10 protein-coding genes are annotated in these 16,651 nt (G+C 70.0%); 6 read left to right on the forward strand and 4 right to left on the reverse strand.

Translation table 11 applies throughout. The features are described 5' to 3' along the window. Positions 1–25: 25 nt before the first annotated feature. Positions 26–1,186, reverse strand: a complete 1,161-nt coding sequence (locus tag MEBOL_RS22945) for an oxygenase MpaB family protein (RefSeq protein WP_157775379.1) — start codon at positions 1,184–1,186, stop codon at positions 26–28. 179 nt (positions 1,187–1,365) lie between these two features. Between MEBOL_RS22945 and MEBOL_RS22950 the strand changes: the two genes are divergently transcribed. The 3 genes from MEBOL_RS22950 to MEBOL_RS22960 are packed head-to-tail and all read left to right on the forward strand — an operon-like array spanning position 1,366 to position 5,546. Further along, a complete protein-coding gene (locus MEBOL_RS22950; RefSeq protein ID WP_095979457.1) occupies positions 1,366–1,956 on the forward strand; it encodes a TetR/AcrR family transcriptional regulator in 591 nt (196 codons plus the stop codon). Positions 1,957–1,988: 32 nt separating this feature from the next. Then, positions 1,989–3,014, forward strand: coding sequence for an RluA family pseudouridine synthase (locus tag MEBOL_RS22955; protein WP_095979458.1), 1,026 nt, complete (start codon positions 1,989–1,991; stop codon positions 3,012–3,014). A gap of 9 nt (positions 3,015–3,023) precedes the next feature. After that, the gene (locus MEBOL_RS22960; protein ID WP_095979459.1) at positions 3,024–5,546 is read left to right on the forward strand and encodes an ATP-binding protein; all 2,523 of its coding nucleotides are present in this window, start codon (positions 3,024–3,026) and stop codon (positions 5,544–5,546) included. Here the strand turns inward: MEBOL_RS22960 and MEBOL_RS22965 are convergent. Further along, positions 5,509–9,327 carry a tetratricopeptide repeat protein gene (locus MEBOL_RS22965; protein ID WP_170115571.1) on the reverse strand — a complete coding sequence of 1,273 codons (3,819 nt, stop codon included), beginning with the start codon at positions 9,325–9,327 and terminating at the stop codon, positions 5,509–5,511. The genes MEBOL_RS22960 and MEBOL_RS22965 overlap by 38 nt on opposite strands. A 226-nt stretch (positions 9,328–9,553) precedes the next feature. Between MEBOL_RS22965 and MEBOL_RS22970 the strand changes: the two genes are divergently transcribed. From MEBOL_RS22970 to MEBOL_RS22980, 3 genes are all read left to right on the forward strand, one after another. After that, positions 9,554–11,416: a RiPP maturation radical SAM C-methyltransferase gene (locus tag MEBOL_RS22970; protein ID WP_281256683.1), complete on the forward strand. Its 1,863-nt coding sequence runs from the start codon at positions 9,554–9,556 to the stop codon at positions 11,414–11,416. Positions 11,417–11,434: 18 nt separating this feature from the next. After that, positions 11,435–11,761 carry a hypothetical protein gene (locus tag MEBOL_RS22975; RefSeq protein ID WP_095979462.1) on the forward strand — a complete coding sequence of 109 codons (327 nt, stop codon included), beginning with the start codon at positions 11,435–11,437 and terminating at the stop codon, positions 11,759–11,761. 148 nt (positions 11,762–11,909) lie between these two features. Beyond that, on the forward strand, positions 11,910–12,302 hold the full coding sequence (locus MEBOL_RS22980; RefSeq protein WP_095979463.1) for a hypothetical protein: 393 nt from the start codon (positions 11,910–11,912) through the stop codon (positions 12,300–12,302). On the opposite strand, the gene MEBOL_RS22985 is transcribed toward MEBOL_RS22980, so the two are convergent. Together MEBOL_RS22985 and MEBOL_RS22990 are read right to left on the reverse strand one after the other, a co-directional pair. Next, positions 12,303–15,452 (reverse strand): efflux RND transporter permease subunit, encoded by a 3,150-nt coding sequence (locus MEBOL_RS22985; protein WP_095979464.1) that lies wholly within the window; start codon positions 15,450–15,452, stop codon positions 12,303–12,305. It abuts the gene before it with no gap. Between the two features lie 21 nt (positions 15,453–15,473). Next, complete coding sequence (locus MEBOL_RS22990; protein WP_245918756.1) at positions 15,474–16,643, reverse strand: efflux RND transporter periplasmic adaptor subunit; 1,170 nt, start codon at positions 16,641–16,643, stop codon at positions 15,474–15,476. Positions 16,644–16,651 lie beyond the last annotated feature (8 nt).

The raw sequence follows: 16,651 nt of genomic DNA on the forward strand, positions 1-16,651 counted from the left end.
CGGCCCTGTCGCCCCCCGGGGGCCCTCAGTCCCCGGTCCCGACGTGCTTCTGGTACTCCGTGCCGTCCGGAGGCACGGTCGCCAATGCGAGGTAGCCGGCGCCGTTTTCCTCCAGGACCCGTGCCGTGCTCTCCGGCGTGTGGAACTGCCAGCGCCGCAGCTCGGCGTTGCTCGCCGCGATCAAGGGAAGCAGCGACGTGGTGGGCGTGGCCGGAATCCCCAGTTCGTCGGCGCGCGCGTCGCCCTGGAACCTCCGGGTCAGGGCGTTGAGCAGGTCTCGCGCCAGGGGCCGCGTGAAGGGCGTGTCCTTGGGGGCGCACAACATGTCCGTGGTGCTGTCGATCAGCGCCGAGACCAGGGCGCGTGAGTTCTCGTCTGGCGGCTGGATGGTGGAGTCGACCAGGTCCAGCAGTTCTCCAGCGTCGGCATGGTCGCGCACGGGCAGGAAGAAGCCCTCGTCCAGTCCCAGCAGGTGGCCGACGTACCACCAGTGCCGGTAGAGCGCTTGCTGCCGCGCCGGGGTGAGGGTGATCCCCATGGTCTCCAGGGCGCGCAGGGGCACCACGTTGAAGTCCAGCCAGGTGCGGGCGACATCGACCTGGCTGATGGGGACGCCCCACTGCTCCCGCTCCCAGCCGTGCTTGAGCGTCGTGGCGCGGACCCGGGCGTGCAGCAGCCGGACCTGAACGGTCTGGATGTAGCCGGGCGCACCGCGCACCAGCCCTCCGGGCAGCACGCCGTGGATGCGCCAGATGCCGGTCTCCAGCAGCCGTCTCGACGCCATGGTGGTGAGCCGGCCGCTCTGGACCAGCAGCCGGGCGATGGCGGGCGAGCTGTAGGTGTGCACCAGCGCGCCGACGGAGAAGGCCAGGTTGCTCCAGAGGGGAGGAATGGACAGCGACGCCTCGTCGCCCCGGAGCAGTGCCTCGCGATCGACCCACCCGGGCACGGTCTCGAGCTGGCGCAGCAGCGCGGCGATGGCCGGAGGGGGGCTCTCCAGGCTGTCCAGGCCCTTCTCGAGTCCCGCGTTGAGCACCCGCCTGCCCTCCTTGCCGAGTTCGTCCAGCTCGACGATCACCGCGTCCGCCAGCGGATCCCCCACCGCCAGCATTCGCGCCATGAAGTCCGCCTTGTCTCCATGCCGGGCTCGCGTGGCCTCGAAGTTGACCAGCCTGTTGGGAATCATGAGGCTCTCCATTCCAGTCCGTGGGTGGCCGACCTGGCTTCCTGGCCGATCGTCCAGTTCGTTCTCTAACGCCAGGGCTGGACGATCGTCAAGTAGCGGCTGGACGATCGTCCAGTACGTTCTGGGATTCAGGCTGATAGGCTGGCGGCGCCCTGGAGGGCTTCCTAGGAGAGCGAACGATGGCCGCCGCACCGGAGCGGACGCGGGACAGGATGAGCCGCGTCGCGCTCGAGTTGTTCACGGCTCACAGCTACGAGGGCACATCCATCCAGATGATCGCCACGGCCATGGGGGTGTCCAAGGCGGCCGTGTCCTACCACTTCCGGACGAAGGAAGAGCTGCTGGCCGCCGTGGCGGAACCGGCGTTCAACGATCTGCAACGCTTCTTCGATGAGGTGGGGGCCGAGCCCGGGAAGGCGGCGCAACGGCGTCTGGCGCTCAAGGGCTATGTGTCCGTGCTGGTCAAGCACCGGGGGCTCCTGGCGCTGCTGGAGCAGGACCCGGCGGCGGCGGCCAGCCCCTTCGTCCGGGAGAAGATGACGCACTTCGCGCAGCGCCTCGTCGGCCTCTTCATCGAGGACGCCTCCAATCCCAAGGAGCAGGTGTACGCGGCGGTCGCGCTCGGCGGCATGCGCAACGCGGCGGCGGTGTTCTCCATGTTCTCCGACGCGGAGCTGAACCAATATCTGCTGGCGGCCGCCGAGCGCATCTTCGGGCGGGCCGCGCCGCGGAAGTCCCGTGCCTCCCGCTCCCCGTCCTCCGGCCGCTGAGTCCGCCGACGAGGCTTCACGCCACCGACCTCATGCACTCCTCCGACGACAGCTTCCGAGCTTCCACCGACGCTCCCGAGGGCTTCGCCGACGTCGCCTTCGTCGTCGAGCCGAACTACGCGGGGTGGCGGCTCGACCGCTATCTCGCGGAGAAACTGCGGCGTCTGTCGCGCGAGCGCCTGCACGGCATCATCCAGCGGGGCGTGCTGTGCGAGGGGCGCCGGCTCAAGCCCTCCACGCCCGTCTACCCAGGGCTCGCCTTCCGCCTGCGCCGGCCCGCGCGCGTCGAGCCCGACACCCCCACGCACCTGAGCGTCCTCTTCGAGGATGATTGGCTGTTGGTGCTCGACAAGCCCGCCGGCCTGCCGCTCCATCCCACCGCGCGCTACAACAAGGGCACCCTCGTCTCCCTGTTGCGCGAGCGCCTGGGTCAGGCCTCGGCGGAGCCCGCCCACCGGTTGGATCGCGAGACGAGTGGTCTGGTCGTCTGCGGGCGCACCACCGAGGCGTGCCGGGTGCTGGGCCGCCTCTTCATGTCCCGCGAGGTGCACAAGGAGTATCTCGCGGTGTGCGAAGGCCACCCTCCCCGGGACAGCTTCCGCGTGGACGCGCCGATCGCGGAGGGCACCGAGCTCATCCGCATCGCGGTGCGCATCGATCCCCTCCAGGGAAAACCCAGCCACACCCGCTTCGAGGTGCTCGAGCGCTTCCACCGCGAGGGAGAGCCTTTCTCCCTGCTGCGCTGCTTTCCCGAGACGGGCCGCCAGCATCAAATCCGCATTCACCTGCACGCGGCGGGCTTCCCCATTGTTGGCGACAAGATGTACGGCCCGGACCCCGGCTACTTCGACCGCTTCAGCAAGCGCTGCCTGGAGCCGGAAGCCTGGAAGCGGTTGCGCCTGCCGCGTCATGCCCTGCACGCCGCGCGCATCTCCTTTCCGCACCCGGGCTCGGGTCGGCTCGTCACCTTCGAGGCCCCCCTGCCCGAGGATCTCCAGGGTTTCATCGCGGGTTGGTCTCCAGGGCAGGCGTCCGGCGGTGACGGGGAGGGTGCATAAACTTCTGTCATGAGTGAAGCGCGGTCCTCGTCCCAATCCGAGGATGGCTCCGTGTTCGGCGGTGGGCAGGAGCCGCTGGAGACAGAGGAGTCGCCGTCCGATGTGCTGTTGGATCTGCTCCCCGACGGGTTGTTCGTCGTCGACGAGGACTGGCGCTTCACGTTCCTCAACGCCGTGGCGGCGCGGCTGTTCGGACGCCAACGCGAGGAGTTGCTGGGACGGGTGTTGTGGACGGAGTTTCCCCTGCTCCTGGATACGCCCTTCGGCACCGCCTACCTGCGTGCCCGGGCCGAGGGCGTTCCACTCACCGTGGAGTCGCTCACCGCGCACAATGCCTGTTGGTATGAGGCGCGCGCGGTGCCCCGGGGCCAGGGGCTGGTGGTGCTCTTCCGGGATGTGACGGCGCGTCACTGGGCGGAGATGGCCCGTGAGAAGAGCGCCATCCGGCTGGCCCTGCTCCAGGAGGTGACGGCGAAGTTGTGCGCGGCGGCCTCCGAGGCCGAGGTGGTGGATGTCATCGCCCGGAGCGCCCTGGCCGCCCTGGAGGCCCGGAGCTTGTCCGTCGGGTTGCCCGAGCCGGATGGGCGCACGCTCCGGGTGTTGAACCGCGACAACCTGGCCGGGGGTCCAGGCTACCGGCTCGAGCGTGTGCGCTTCGACGCCGACGCGGCGCTCGCGCGCGTCTTCCGCTCCGGCCTGCCGGAGTGGCAGGGCTCCCTCGCGTGTCTGCCCATCCGCACCAAGGGTCACTCGCTCGCGGTGCTGTCCATCGCCTTCTTGCCCCCGCGCACCGTCGAGGAGCCGGATCGCTCCTTCCTGTTGTCGATCGCCCATCAGGCGGGGCTCGCGCTCGAACGGGCCCGGCTCTTCGACCGGGAGCAGGTGGCTCGCGCCGAGGCCGAGCGGCAGCGTGCCCGCCTGCATGCGCTGGTGATGCAGACGCCCATGGCGGTGAGCGTGATGAGCGGCCCCGAGCACATCATCGAGCTGGACAACCCGCCGCACCAGGCCTTGCACGGGGGCCGGGAGCTGGTCGGCCTTCCCGTCCACCAGGCGCTTCCCGGCCTCGCGTCGTTGGGCCTGTTGGACGTGCTCGACCGCGTCTACACCCAGGGAGAGGCCTTCATGGAGCGGGAGTTTCCCATCCGCATGGACCTGAACACGGGGGCCGCGACGGAGGAGCACTTCCACCACTTCTATTACCAACCCCTGCGCGATGCCGAGGGCCACGTGGATGGGGTGGCCTTCTTCGGCTACGACGTGACGGATCAGGTGCGCGCGCGCCGGGAGCTGGAGTTGGCGGCCAAGCGCCAGCGGTTGTTGTCCGAGGCCAGTACCCTCCTGGGGGATTCACTCGACTACACCGTCACGCTCGAGCGGTTGACGCGGCTGATGGTGCCCCGGCTCTCGGACTGGTGCTCGGTGCACATGCTGTCCGAGGAGGGTCAGGTGGAGCTGATCGCCCGGCTCCACCGGGATCCCAAGTACGCGGCGGTGGTGGACGAGCTCTTGCGGTTGCAACCGGCGCATCTGTCGGATCCCCAGGGGCTCGGCCGGGTGCTGCGCACGGGGGAGCCCGAGCTGTTCGAGGCCACCACGCCGACGCAGCTCGCTCCCCTGTCCCACTCCCCCGAAGCGGCCCGGTTGATGGACGCGCTCCACGTGTCCTCCTACCTGTGTGTGCCGCTGGTGGCGCGTGGCCGGGTGCTCGGCGCGCTCATGCTGGGCCATGACGCAAGCGGCCGTCACTTCTCGCGCGAGGACTTGCGGATGGCCGAGGAGCTGGCGCGCCGGGCGGCCTTCAGCGTGGACAACGCGCGGCTCTACCGCGAGGCCCAGGAGGCCATCCGGCTGCGGGACGAGTTCCTGTCCATCGCCAGCCACGAGCTCAAGACGCCCCTCACCTCGCTGCGGCTCCAGCTGTCCTATCTGGAGCGGCACCTGCCCTCGTCCGCGCGCGAGCAGCTGGGGGCCAAGTTGGACGTGGCCCACCGTCAGGCCCGGCGCCTCTCGCAGCTCATCACCCTGTTGCTCGACGTGGGCCGCATCGTCACCGGACGGGTGTCGCTGGAGCGCTCGGCGGTGGACCTCACCCGGATGGTGCGCGAGGCCATGGAGCGGCTGCGCGACGTATTCGAGCAGTCCGGTTGCCCCGTGACCCTGAATGCCCCGGGGCCGGTGGTGGGCCATTGGGACGCGCTGCGGCTGGAGCAGGTCATCGTCAATCTGCTCACCAACGCGGCCAAGTATGGGCAGGGCCGTCCCGTCACCCTCACCGTGCGTGAGGACGACGGCATGGCCCGGCTCAGCGTGCGCGACGAGGGCATCGGCATCGCCGCCGAGGACCTGCCCCGCATCTTCGACCGCTTCGAGCGCGCCGTCAGCGTGCGCCACTACGGAGGCCTGGGCCTGGGGCTCTACATCAGCCGGGAAATCGTCGAGTCCCACGGGGGCCGCGTGTCCGTGGAGAGCCATCCGGGACAAGGCTCCACCTTCACCGTGGATCTCCCCCGGGAGGCCCCTTCCGTTTGAACGTCTCCGCCACCTGCCGCGTGAATCCCTGGAGCCCCCGCTCCCGGGCCTCCTGCTCCAGGATGCGCCGCTGCTTGCTCGCGGAGGAGATCCAGCCCAGGGCGAGCTCGGCCTCCACGCGCATCATCCGCGCTTCGTACTCCAGGAGCACGAGCCCCTTGCCGTGTGTCTCGGCGATCAGGGCGTTCAAAGAGGGGAGGGCCTCGCCGGGCCTGTCCCGCGCGAGGAGCACCCGCGCCGCCACTAGCGCCGAGCCCAACCGCGTCTGGGCCTGCTGACTGTGGGTGGCGTGCTTCTGGGCCTGGGCGCTCGCCACGCGGGCCGCGTCGATACGGCCCACCGCGAGCTCCACGCGGGCCAGGGCGGTGTAGGCCTGTGCCTCGCCATCCGGAAGACGCAGCTTGCGCAGGGTCTGTGCCGCCGCCTTCAAGAACTCGCGCCCCGTTTCCGGCTGGCCCTCCGCCGCGGCGAGCAGGCCCAGGAAGACCTGGGTCTCGGCCACCTCGCTGTTCGCCTGGAGCTTCTGGCGCAGGCTCAGCGCTTGCGTGTAGGCGCTCCGAGCGCGGGGCAGGTCTCCCTCCATCAGGGCCACCGTTCCCTCGCCCTGGTGGTGGTAGGCGGCATAGCGGTGGTCCTGGGTCTGCCGCGACAGCGTCAGTCCCCGAGCGTAGTGCTCGTGCGCTTCCTCCAGCTGGCCCCTGGCGAAGGCGATGTTGCCCAGCGTCCACAGGCCCATGCCGAGCGCATAGCGGTAGCCCGTCTCCTGGCTCAGGCGCACGCCCTCCTCGCCGTCCGTGAGCGCCGAAGCCGGCTCGCCGCGCAGGAGCCGCAGCTGGGCGAGGTTGATGCGCGTGAGGCCCTCGTTGCGCCGGTCGTTGATGTCGCGCTCGATGTCGAGCGCTTCCTGGAAGCGGGGCTCGGCCAGGTCCAACTGGCCCTGCATCATGAGCGTGTCGGCGATGTTCTGCAGCGCCAGGGCCGTGCCGCCGCGATGGTTGATGACCCGCCACAGGTCCAGCGCCTGCTGGAAGAGCCGCTTGGCCTCCTCATAGTCGCCCTGCTCGTAGGCGATGTTGGCCAGCCGGTTGAGGGTCTGTCCCTCCGAGCCCGGATCTCCCGCCGCGATGAAGATCTGACGCGCCTGCTCGCAGGCGGTGCCCGCTTCCGCGTGGCGTCCCAGGCGAAGCTGCGCGTTGCACTGGGCGAGGCGGGCCCGGCCCACCAGCAGCCGCGAGCCGCGCGCGGTCCCCTTGTCCACGGCGCGCGCGGCCAGGGGCAACACCTCCTCATAGTCCGAGAGGCTGTGGCGTACCTGCGCCTCGGCGAGGTCGATGCGCTCGTCATTCGAGGCGGGCGCGGGCATGGCGCGCAGCGTGGTGAGCGTGGCGAGGGCGTCCTTGCCCATGCCGCCCGCGGCCTGGGCGCTCGCGAGCCGCAGGCCGTAGTCGAGGTTGTCCGGAAACAGCCGGGTAAGCTCCCGGTAGCTGCTCACCGCCTCTTCCCAGTTCTTCTCCATCTCGTGCGCCCGGCCCTTGACCAGCAGCCGTTCCTCGCGCGACAGGCCCTCGTCGAGCGCGAGCGCCGCGCGGGCCTCTTGGACGGCGCGCGTGTCGTAGCCAATGGCGGCCCAGGCCTCGGCCAGGGCGGAGTGGGCCAGGGCGAAGCGCGGGTCGGCCTCGCTGGCCTTCGTGAAGGAGTCCCGGGCGCTGAGCGGATCATGATCGCGCAACTGGGCCAGCCCCTCGGCGTACAGCCGCAGGGCGGTGGCGTTGGCGGGCCGCGAGGCCGTGGGCGTGCCCCCATCCTCCATCGCGCCGGGCGTCACGAGCCGGCCGCGGAGCTGTTCGCCCAGGCCCTTGACCAGGATGAGGATGTCCTCCAGCGAGCCCTTGCGCTGCAGGATGACCTTGTTCCCCCGGGCATCCTGCAACGTCACCTGGAGGCTCACGTCTCCTCCCTGGCCCTTGGGCATCGCCAGGTAGGAGCCGAGCACCACGTAGTCCGTGTCCAGGAGCGTGCAGACGCGGGTGAGGGTGTCCGGCGCCAGGCTCTCGCTCTCCGGCAGGAGCAATTCCCGCTTCACCCGGACGACCGTCTGCCCATCCACGAGGCGCAGCTCCTCCCCCAGGGCGAGTTCCGCGGTGAGCAGCGCGGTGATGGCCGTGGCCAGCCAGGCCGTGTCCGGTTTGCCGGACAGGTTGTCGAATCCGAGCACCGCCACCGCGCGGCGGGGCTGGGGTCGCGAGGCGTCGATGGGAGCGGAGCGCGGCGCCTTGGGCCAGAGCGCGGCGCCCACCAGCAGCGCGAGCGCGAGTCCGCACAGCAAGAGCAGGACCCCGCGTGAGCGCTTGGACGCCCGGGGGGGCGGAGGCGCGGGGGGGGCCTGAGTGGCGGGACCGACCCGCCGGGCCTTGGCCGTGTCCTCCGGTGCCGCGAAGGACTGGTGCCCCACGCCCACCTCGCCCACCTCCACGGGCTCCTCCACTCCGGCCAGCATGTAGAAGCCGTGAATGCGCCAGGTGGGGGCCCACCCCTCGCCATGCGCGCCCACGAAGGCCCGGCGGGCCATGTCGAAGGCGACGCGCGTGAGCAGGATCTGCCCGCCCCGCGCGAGCGACATGACTCGCGCGGCGATGAGCTTGGTGAGTCCTTCCACCTCCAGGGGCTTGGCGCCCCCGGCCACCAGGTCCGGAGGGTTCTCGCGGAGGATGACCTCGCCCAGATGGATGCCCGCCCGAGCCTCCAGGTGCACGCCCTGCTCGCGCTCCAACACGGCGAGTCGTTCCTGATAGGCGAGCGCGTAGCGCGTGGCATCCACCGGCCGCTCGAAGAGCAGCAGGAAGCCGTCGGTCTTGTCGATCTCCTGACCGCCATGCAGACGCAGCAGTTCGCGTGCGAGCTGATCATGCCGGGCGAAGAGCTCCGCGGCGCGCGTGTCCCCGATCGTTTCGACGAGCCGGGTGCTGTCGATGAGATCCAGCAGCAGCACGGTGCGGATGACGACGCTCGGCTCGCCGAGATCCCGCTGGGACCATCCCGGCCTGGCGAGCGTGCGCATCGCTTCGCGCGCGCTCGCGAAGCGCCGGCTCGGACGTGCGTCCAGGCATCGGCGGATGACCACTTCCCAGCGGTGGGGCAGGCCCAGTCCCGACGCGAGCCCCGGGCCACTTCGCAGCTTCTCGAGCAGGACCGGGGTCTCGGAGTCCGGCGCGTTCCATGCGCCCGCGACGAGTTCCAGCAAGACGAGCCCCAGGGCATACAGGTCCGCCGGGAGGCTGGGAGCCGGGTCCGCGCGCCGCTCGGGTGCCAGGTAGGGCCGCGAGGCGGGGGCGGCTCCCGAGTCCCATCCCCACGAAGGCAGCGTCAGGACGGCACGCGTTCCCTCGGGCGCGGGCATCAGCATCACCCGGCCTCCCCGCACGTCTCCATGGACGAGCCCCGCGTCGTGCAGCGCCGCCAGCCCCTCGCACACTTGACGCGCGAGCGGCAGGGCCTCCTGCGGCGTCATCGGGCCGTTCTGCCCGAGCCGCCGCTCCAGGCTCTCGCCCTCGAGGGGTTCCAGGGCGAGGAAGAACCGCTCCTCCGGCTCCGCGTGCGACCCCGCGTCGAGCACGCGCTGGACGTGGAGGCAGTCCACATGGCGGAGCTGATGCATCGCGCGTTCAAGGGTTTCCCGGGCCTTCGCGTCCATTCCGTGCGTGCGTAGGAGCTTGAGCGTCACGCGCCGCTGGTGTTCCACGTCGAGCGCATCGAACGTCTCTTCCCGTTCCTCCCGGGACATGGACCGCAGAAGTTTGTAGCGACCCGCGAACAGAGGCTCGCTTCCAGAGGGAGGAATCATCGGGGCCTGGTCGGACACCGGAAGGTGGTGGGATTCTGCCACACGCCGTCGCCAGACGTTCTCCCGCTCGTCGAAACAGAGGGGAAACGCCGTGGATGGAATTCTTCGGGACTGGACTGTCGAGGGGGGGCAGGTGGGCGTCGCGCTTCCCGTATGCTCGGGGGACATGAAGGTCGCCCTGGTCGTGATGCCTCTGGCAGCCGTGCGCCGTCCGAGCCTCGCCGCGGGACTTCTCCAGGCGGGGCTCAAGGCGCGGGGGTTCGCCTGCGACACGAAGTATTTCAACGTCACGCTCTGGAAGATGCTGGGCGCGCGCGCCTACCAGTTCTTCTGCGAGGAGGCACCCATGACGGCGCTGGCGGGAGAGTGGGCCTTCGCGCAGGCCTTCCTGGGTCCGCGCGACGGCGCACGCGAGGCCTACGTGCGCGAGGTGTTGGATCACCCCGTCTGGGGCATGGCGGTGTCCGATCGTTCGCATGTCTGGGAATTGGAAGCGCTGGCCCCCCTCTTCCTGCGCGTCGCCTTCGAGTCCTGTGACTGGGGCGAATACGGACTCGTGGGTTTCACCAGCACCTTCGAGCAGACGATGCCCTCGCTGTGCCTCGCGCGGATGATCCGCGAGCGCTTTCCCCACGTGAAGCTGGCCGCGGGTGGCGCCAACTTCGAGGCGGGAATGGGGCGGCGGTACATGGAGCGTTTCGGCTTCCTCGACTACGTCGCCACGGGCGAGGCGGATGCGTCCTTTCCCCTCCTGTGCGAGTCCCTGCGGGACGGCCACGGCGAGGTGCCTCCGGGCTTTCTTCACCGCGAGGAGGGGGCGGTGCTCGCCGTGCCCCGGCGCGAGGCCCCGGGCCGCACGCCGCTCGATCTGTTGCCCACCCCCGACTACTCGGACTTCTTCCGTCTGGTGCGCACGAGCGCGCCCGACCTGGCGGAGGGCATGTGGCTGCCGCTGGAGGCCTCTCGCGGCTGCTGGTGGGGCGAGCACTCGCACTGCACCTTCTGCGGCCTCAACGGCGAGGCGATGGCCTTTCGCCGCAAGAGCTGGCGGCGCGTGGCGGACGAGTTGCGCGAGGTGGGCGAGCGCTACGGAGCCGCCCCGGTGCAGTACACCGACAACATCCTGGCGATGGACTACTTCAAGGAGCTGCTGCCGCACTGGGCCGAGGCACCCCTTCCCACGGAGAAGTTCTTCGAGGTCAAATCCAACCTGAAGCGCCGTCAGGTGCGGCTGTTGCGGCGGGCGGGCGTCACGCGGGTGCAGGCGGGCGTGGAGACGCTGGCGGACGGCACGCTCAAGGTGATGCGCAAGGGGGTGTCGGCGGCGCAGAACGTGGCGCTGCTTCGCTGGTGCCAGGAGCTGGGCGTGGATTCGCTCTGGAACCTCATCTACGGCTTTCCCCGCGAGGACCTGGACGACTACGCGCGCACGCACTCGCTCCTGGAGCGCATGGTGCACCTGCGGCCGCCGGACTTGTGCTCACCCATCCGGATGGATCGCTTCAGTCCCAACCACACCGCGTGGCGCGAGCAGGGGTTCTCCCGCATCGCGCCCATGCCCGCCTACCGGCATGTCTTCCCGTTCCCCGAGGAGACGCTGAACGAGCTCGCGTACTACTTCGACTACGAGCATCCGCGGATGGACGAGGCGCTCGCGAGAGGCGCGACGCTCCAGTCCTTCGTCTCCCGGTGGCGGAAGCATCATGAGCGGGGGACTCGGGGGGAACTCGCGGTGAAGCCTCACTGGCGAGGCGGCTGGGTGCTCGTCGACAGCCGCTTCAACCTCGCGCCCTCCCACGAACGGCTCGCGCCCGCCACCCTGGCGCTGCTGCTCGCGTGTGACGCGCCGTGCTCGCGCGAACAGGCCTTGCGCGCGGCGGTCGATGCCGAGGTGCCCTCCGAGTCACTGGAGGAGGAACTGGAGCGCTTGCTCTCGCGAGGCTTCATCGCCCGTGTGGGCGCGCTGCTGGTGACGCTGACGCTGCTTCCGGAAGGACTCACGGTAGGGCGGCTCGCGAGAGCCCAATGACACACAACGGGAGGGGACATGCCGAGGCAGACGCGATACCTGTTGACGGTGGATTCAGACACGGGCACGGCCGTGAAGTTGGAGCGATTGGGGGAGGCGGGAGAGCTGACCGAGGTGCCCCTGGGCATGTTGTCCGGCGTCTCGTCGGCACCTCCCCCGCACGGAGGCGTCATGGCGCCCTCGCCCCAGTCCTTGGTCATCAATATCTACATGGGGGGGCCCCAGCCCGTCGCGCAGCCCTCGTATTCGGTGCGCGAGCCTCCGGGCCCGGGCGCGCGCCCGATGGGTCCCGGTGGGCCGGGTGGCGCCGGGAGCTCCAGTGGTGAGGGCGGCACCTCATCTTGAAGAGACGGACCGGCGGCCCTCCGGGCGGGTGACCGGGGGCCTCGCTCTCCCTCCTCTCCGGTTGGCGAGGAGGCGAGGATCCCTGCGAGCCGGCCTTCGCCGTTTCATCTTCAACGGTGGGGGCCTGGTGCCTGCCGAGGAGGACCCAATGGGCCAGCGAATGGATGTTCAGGTCGGAATGGACGTGAAGAGCCGGGACGGACGCAAGCTGGGCAAGGTCATCGGTCTGGCGGATGACGCCTTCGTGGTGGAGCGGGGCCTGTTCTTCGTCCGGGACTACCGGGTGCCCTTCCGCGCCGTGGAGACCATCGAGCGGGGAGACATCTATCTGTCGCTGAATCGCGAACAGCTCTCGCACGCCAGCCTGAGCGAGGTCCTGGATGTCACCGACCGGCTCCTCCCCACGCCCGATGCGTTGTCCGAGGTGCGGATGGGCACTCCCATCTCCCAGGACGAGGCGGCGCCCCTGGAGGACGACGTGCGCGAGGAGAGCGCTTCCCACCCGATCGGCTTCATGGCGGACCTCTCCTCGCGACATTGATCAGCTCGCCCGGCGAAGCTCCTCGTCCGCGGGCGGTGGGCGCAGCAGGCGAGGAGGGAGCTTGCCGCGCAGCTTGTCCGTGTAGCGGGTGAAGAGCTGGTACATCACCGGCAGCAGCACCAGGGTCAACACGCAGGCGGAGATGGTGCCCGCGACGATGACCACGGCCAGGGGCTTCTGCGTCTCCGAGCCGATTCCCCGACTCATGCACGCGGGCACCAGGCCCAGGGCCGCCAGCGACGCGGTCATCAGCACCGGACGCAGCCGCTCGCGTGAGCCGTTGAGGATGGCCGACTCCATGGCCTCACCGGCCTCGCGCCGCTCGGCGATGGCGCTCATCACGAGCACCCCGTTGAGCGCCGCCTGTCCGATGAGGGCGATGAAGCCCACCGCCGCCGCCACCGACAAGGGCATGCCCGCGAGCGCCAGTCCGAACACGCCGCCCATGAGCGCGAAGGGCACGTTGAGCAGCGTGATGACGGCGCGGCTGAATGAGTTGAATGCCTTGAACAGCAGCAGCAGGGTGATGATGAGCGCCACCGGCACCACCATGAGCAGTCGGTTCATCGCGCGCTCCTTGCTCTCGAACTCTCCCCCCCATTCGATGCCCACGCCCGCGGGCAGCGGCACCTCGCTGGCCACCTTGGCGCGAGCCTCCTCCACGAACGAGCCCATGTCCCGCCCGCGCACGTTCATGCGGATGCCGATGTAGCGCCGGCCATTCTCGCGGTTGATGGACGCCCGGCCCTCGCCGTTGCCCACCCGCGCCAGGGCCTCCAGCGGCACCATGACGCCGCCGTCCACCGGCACGCGCATCTTGCGGATCTTCTCCACGTCGTCGCGGCTGGAGGAGGGCAGACGGATGACCACGTCGAACTTGCGTTCGCCCTCCCAGAACTCGCTCACCGGCTGACCGCTGAGCGCCGTCTGCAACACGTGTTGGAAGTCCTCCATGTCCATGCCGTGGCGCGCGAGCGCCATGCGGTCCGGAGTCACCTGCACCTGGAGCACGGGCGCGCTCTTGACGAGGCCCAGGTCCGCCACGCCGTCCACGCGGGAAATGGTGCTCTTCACCTTCTCCGCCAGGGTCTGCAACGTCTCCAGGTCGTCGCCGAAGAGCTTCACGGCGATCTGCCCCTGCTGGCCGGAGATGCTCTCGTTGACGTTGTCGCCAATGGGCTGGCTGAAGTTCACCTCCAGGCCGGGAATCCCGTCGATGGGCCGCTGGAGCCGGTCCATCACGTCATTGAGCGTGGGCGTCTCCTTGGGCCACTCGTGCGGGGGCCTGAGCTTGACGAAGAACTCCAGGTTGTTGGCGAGCTTCGCGTCCGTGCCGTCCTCGGGCCGTCCGAGCGCGGAGAGCACCTGCTCCACCTGCGGCGCCTGCTCGAGGATCTTCGTGATGCGCGGCACGAGCTTGCGGCCCTCGTTGAGGGAGATGTTCGAGGGCAGGCTGAACGTCATGTAGATGCTGCCCTCGTTGAGCGCGGGCAGGAACTCGCTGCCCAGCCGGGGCAGGGTGATGCCGGCGGCCACGAGCCCCGCGGTCGCCAGTGCGAGCACCAGCGCGGGGCGCTTGAGGGAGAACTTGAGCACCGGGCCATAGGCGCGCTCGGCGAGCTTGAGCACGGGGCTCTCGCGGTGCTTCGCGCCCTTGCGGTAGGCGAACGACGCGAGCACCGGCACGAGCGTCACCGAGAACACGAGCGCTCCCACGAGCGCCGCCACCACCGTGTTGGCCATGGGGCTGAACATGCGCCCCTCCACCCGCTCCAACATGAAGATGGGCAGGTAGGCCGCGATGATGATGAGCATGGAGAAGACCGTGGGGCGCACCACCTGGCTCGTGGCCTGGCGGATGCGCGCGTCCACGGAGGGCTCTTCTTGTCCCGAGCCGTGCCCATGGTCGAGCGCCAGCTTGAGCAGGATGCTCTCGATGATGACCACGCCTCCGTCCACGATGACGCCGAAGTCCACCGCGCCCAGCGACAGGAGGTTGGCCGACATGCCGCGCATCTTCAGGTAGATGAAGGACGTGAGCAGCGACAGGGGGATGAGCGTGCCCACCACCAGCGCCGCGCGCAGATCCAACAGGAAGATGAAGAGCACGAGCGTCACCACGATGCCGCCTTCCAGCAGGTTGTGGCCCACCGTCTTGAGCGTGGTGTTCACCAGGTCCGTGCGATCATAGAAGGGGTTGATTCGCGCCCCCTCGGGTGCCAGCCGGTGGTTGATCTCCCCCACCGCGTCGCGCAGCCGCGAGAGCACGTCCGAGGGATTCTCCCCCCGGCGCATCAACACGATGCCCTCCACCGTGTCGTAGTCCCCGCCCCGGCTCACCACGCCCTGGCGCGGAGCCCAGCCGTCCGTCACCTCGGCCACGTCCTTGACGAACACGGGAGTGCCCTCGTGCGTGGCGACGCGCACATAGCGGATGTCGTCCAGGTTGGTGAACAGGCCCTTGCTGCGGATGACGAGCTGCTCCGCGCCGCGCTCCAGGATGCCGCCCGAGGCGTTCATGCTGCCGCCGCGCACGGCCTTCTCCAGGTCCTCGATCCGCAGGTCGAAGGCCGCCAGGCGCGCCGGGTCCGGCTGCACGTGGACCTCGCGCTGCAAGCCACCGATGGACACCACGTCCGCCACGCCGTTGACGCGCAGCAACTGCGCGCGCACCACCCACTCCTGCAGCGTGCGCAGCTTCATCGGGTCGCCCTTGGCCCCCGTGAGCGTGTAGCGGTACACCTCGCCGATGGGCGTGGCGAAGGGCCCCAGCTCGGGGTTGATCCCCTCGGGTAGCTCCGCCTCGCGCAGCCGCTCGAGCACCTGCGCGCGCGCCGCCAGCCCGTCCACCCCGTCATTGAAGGTGAGCGTGACGAAGGACAGGCCGAAGAGCGACAGGTTGCGCAGCCGGTTCATCCCCGGCGTGCCGTTGAGCGCGCGCTCCAGGGGCAGGCCAATCTGACGCTCCACCTCCTCGGAGGGCTGGCCCGGAAAGAGGGTGATGACCTGCACCTGGGTGTCCGTGGGGTCCGGAAAGGCCTCGATGGTGAGTCCCTTGAAGCTCACCCAGCCCCAGATGGCCACCAGCACGGTGAAGAACAGGACCGCGGCCCGGTTCTTCAGGGAGAAATCCACGATTTTGTCGAACATGTGTGCGTCTCCGGGCGGCCGCTAGTCAGCCAGTTCGATGGTGTTCTCCAGCAGCAGCGCGCCGCGGGAGACGTAGCGGCTGCCGGCATCCAGCCCCGCGATGAGGTCCACCGCGCCATCCCGGCGCCGGCCCACCGTCACCGGCACGCGCTCCAGGCGGCCCGCTTCCCGGGCCACGAACACCACCGAGTGCTCGCCATTGGTCACCACGGCGCTCGCGGGCACCCGCACCCGGATGTTGCCGCTGCTGGCCACGGGCGCCACCTCCACGAAGGCGTTGGGCCGCAGCGCCCGATCGGTGTTCATCACCCGCGCCCGCACCGACACCGTGCGCCGCAGTGGATCCACCACCTCCGACACGCGCTCGATCGTCCCCTGGCGCACCACCTTGCCGCCCTGCGTGCTGATGCTCACCGCCTGGCCCTCGCTCAGCGCCGCGGCGTCCGACTCCTGCACGTCCGCGAGCACCAGCACCTCGTCCAGGTCGGAGATGCGCACGAGCGGCCGATCCCGCTCCGGCGTCACTTCCTGGCTGTCCACCACGTCCAGGTCCACCACCGTGCCCGAGCGCGGCGCCTTCACCCAGAAGAGGTTGTCGCCATCCACCGCCACGGACAGGCTCGCGCGCTTGGCCTGGGCGGCCTGGAGTCCGAGCCTCGCCTGCCGCAGCTCGGACTCGGCCGCCTGGAGATCCTTCTCCGGCGCGGCCTGCAACTGCACGAGCGCGCGGACGCGGTCCGCCACGCGCTGCTTGTCCGCCACCTCCGTCTCGGCGCTCTTGAGTTCGCGATCCAGGTCCGCGAAGGCCGCCGAGCGCACGGAGAAGAGCTTGTCCCCCGCCTTCACCCGATCCCCGATGCGCACGCGCAGCTCGTCCACGCGGCCCGTGAGCGGCGTGCCCACGCTCGCCGTGCGACGCAGGTCCAGGTCCACGCGGCCCGGCGCCGGCAGCGGCACGAGCGCCGGGGCCTCGGCGGCCACGGCCAGCTCGATGTACTGCCACTGCGGGCCATCCGGCGCGAGCTGCACGCTGTCGCCCTTCACCAGGGGCGCGGTGATGGAGGGCGGCTCGGCCTCGGCGGAGGTGGAGCAGCCGAGCATCATGCCCAGGGTGACGACGGCGCCCAGGCCCAGGCTGGCGGTGGTGAACCAACGGGAAAGACGGGAGGAGAGGGAGGGGGTTGGATTCATGGAAGGGC

It is taken from the genome of Melittangium boletus DSM 14713 (assembly GCF_002305855.1).
GTDB lineage: Bacteria > Myxococcota > Myxococcia > Myxococcales > Myxococcaceae > Cystobacter > Cystobacter boletus.

Excerpts from the sequence above, each read along its gene's own strand:
- MEBOL_RS22945 (WP_157775379.1), bottom strand. The coding sequence starts at position 1,186 with ATGATTCCCAACAGGCTGGTCAACTTCGAGGCCACGCGAGCCCGGCAT.
- MEBOL_RS22950 (WP_095979457.1), top strand. The coding sequence starts at position 1,366 with ATGGCCGCCGCACCGGAGCGGACGCGGGACAGGATGAGCCGCGTCGCG.
- MEBOL_RS22955 (WP_095979458.1), top strand. The coding sequence starts at position 1,989 with ATGCACTCCTCCGACGACAGCTTCCGAGCTTCCACCGACGCTCCCGAG.
- MEBOL_RS22960 (WP_095979459.1), top strand. The coding sequence starts at position 3,024 with ATGAGTGAAGCGCGGTCCTCGTCCCAATCCGAGGATGGCTCCGTGTTC.
- MEBOL_RS22965 (WP_170115571.1), bottom strand. The coding sequence starts at position 9,327 with ATGTCCCGGGAGGAACGGGAAGAGACGTTCGATGCGCTCGACGTGGAA.
- MEBOL_RS22970 (WP_281256683.1), top strand. The coding sequence starts at position 9,554 with ATGAAGGTCGCCCTGGTCGTGATGCCTCTGGCAGCCGTGCGCCGTCCG.
- MEBOL_RS22975 (WP_095979462.1), top strand. The coding sequence starts at position 11,435 with ATGCCGAGGCAGACGCGATACCTGTTGACGGTGGATTCAGACACGGGC.
- MEBOL_RS22980 (WP_095979463.1), top strand. The coding sequence starts at position 11,910 with ATGGGCCAGCGAATGGATGTTCAGGTCGGAATGGACGTGAAGAGCCGG.
- MEBOL_RS22985 (WP_095979464.1), bottom strand. The coding sequence starts at position 15,452 with ATGTTCGACAAAATCGTGGATTTCTCCCTGAAGAACCGGGCCGCGGTC.
- MEBOL_RS22990 (WP_245918756.1), bottom strand. The coding sequence starts at position 16,643 with ATGAATCCAACCCCCTCCCTCTCCTCCCGTCTTTCCCGTTGGTTCACC.